The sequence below is a fragment of the Pseudomonadota bacterium genome (assembly GCA_039024915.1).
Taxonomy (GTDB): domain Bacteria; phylum Pseudomonadota; class Alphaproteobacteria; order Rhizobiales; family MH13; genus MH13.
In genome coordinates, this window is sequence record JBCCPK010000031.1 from 1 (window position 1) to 1848 (window position 1848).

Annotated in this window: 3 protein-coding genes; 2 read left to right on the top strand and 1 reads right to left on the bottom strand. The window is 57.8% G+C overall.

Features of this window, described 5'->3' with window-relative positions; all coding sequences use genetic code 11:
* Positions 1 to 731 (bottom strand): hypothetical protein (locus AAF739_18105; protein ID MEM6384582.1); only part of this gene is annotated, 731 nt, incomplete at its 3' end.
* A gap of 84 nt (positions 732 to 815) precedes the next feature.
* Here AAF739_18105 and AAF739_18110 point away from each other — a divergent pair.
* Complete coding sequence (locus AAF739_18110; GenBank protein MEM6384583.1) at positions 816 to 1052, top strand: hypothetical protein; 237 nt, start codon at positions 816 to 818, stop codon at positions 1050 to 1052.
* Between the two features lie 2 nt (positions 1053 to 1054).
* Positions 1055 to 1848, top strand: a 794-nt coding sequence (locus AAF739_18115; protein MEM6384584.1) for a sulfatase-like hydrolase/transferase, incomplete at its 3' end; no start/stop codon positions are given.

A 1848-nucleotide genomic window follows, 5' to 3' on the forward strand; every position in this document is an offset into this window, starting at 1 on the left:
CCGAAGCGATCCGTGAAGGCACGATGAAGCGTCGACCATGACGTCTGGCACCGCTTGCACAAATCCCGGACCGTTATGGGGTCTTCCGACTCCGCTTCGATGATCTCCATCGCGCGGCGCAGCACCTTGTTGCGTTCGTTCTCGTTGCCTGCGGACCCTAATACCCGCGCGCTGGACGTCGCCAGAAGCATCGACAGCACAAGCTCCTCGTCGGTTCCAAGATCGGCTTCCGGTTCCCGCGCATCCGCGTAGCGGGCGGCCTGGCTGGACATCATCCTGAAAAGCCGTTTTCGGGCGGTGAGATCGAGTATCTCCGGAACGAAGGCATGGTCCGGCACATCGAGGCCGAAATCCTCCGCGAGCATTTCGAAGTCGGTTTGCCTCAGGCTCAGCGTGACGGCACGAAACCCCTTCTCTGTGACACCATCGAATTCGTGGCCAGACCCAAAACAAAGAATGAAGTCTTCGGGAACACGCGACCCCATCCACCCGCACAGACTCTGCGACAAAGGCACACCAAAGGTCACCATGGCCTCTGGCGAGGTGCCAACCTGATGCACTCTGCAATCCATATGCAAGGACAAGGCGGACAGCACCGGTCCAGAGCGAATGGTGACGGGTGTTTGGCCCGATCCGACCCCGATCTGACGAAAATCCAACTCCCACGGCGTCAAAAGCCCGATCTCATTCGGCTCATTGAGCTGGCCTGAAAAAGTCTCTGTCGTCACCATTCCTGTCGGACACCTGACAAATTTTTGATGTGGCGCTGATCGAGCATCTGCTTGTTTGCATGCAAAATCAAGAAGGATGGGGTGATGAATGACCACGAGGCCTCCGCACGAGGAGGACGCCCGCAACTGCCCGATAGCCATCGCCGGGACCATCGGGTGGTTTTTATGGTCACCCGGTCTGAGTTCCACTCCCTCAAAGACCTGGCTGAAGCGCGAAAGACATCTCTGTCCGCGCTTTGCCACCATCTGCTGCTCAACTCGCTGACCTTTTGCCGAACGGCAGAGGTTAAGGATCAAGACACCTCACATCTGAAGGATTGACAATGAGACGTTTCACTATCGCGCTCGGGGCACTCGCATGGGCCACGACCGCTGCCGCCCAGGACCCAATTGTTCACGACGGCGAGTTCGAGTTTTTGCGCGCCCAGTTCGGTGAGCAATGGGACGCGCAGGATGTGGAAATCGATGCACGTTTGGCTGAGATCTACGAGGCCAATGGGGGCCAGCCGCCCAACATTCTCTATGTCCTGATCGACGATGTCAGTTTCGGCCAGATGGGTAGCCGAAAGATGAACTACGTGACTGGCTTTGATACGCCCAATATCAACCAGTTCGCGGAAGACAGCATGTCGCTGATGCGGATGTATACGGAGCCCTCCTGCACGCCCACGCGCACGGCGATGCTCACGGGGCGTCATCCGGTTCGCGCTGGAGTCACGGAAGTAAAGGTGGCGCTTGTGGGCGAAGGCTTGTCGGCGGAAGAGGTGACGATTGCGGAAATCCTGAGGGACTCAGGCTACAATACATCGCATGTCGGCAAGTGGCATCAGGGCGATATCGAACAGGCCTATCCACATAATCAGGGCTTTGACCAAGCCGCTTTTCCGTTACACCAGCAAGTGCAGCTCAGTCTGATGACCCGCGAAGCCATGCAAGCCAACAACATGCTGGGCTTTCATCCTTCAGGACAGTCGAACCAGTTTCAAATCGACGAACGCTTTCGGCCCTACGGGCTGGTGACCGGTGTCGAAGCCACCGCCGGCGGGCCCGCGCGCGAAGTTGACATGGAGCCCGGCGAGGAATGGACTCAGGCCAAGTATGAGCAAATGAATCAGCG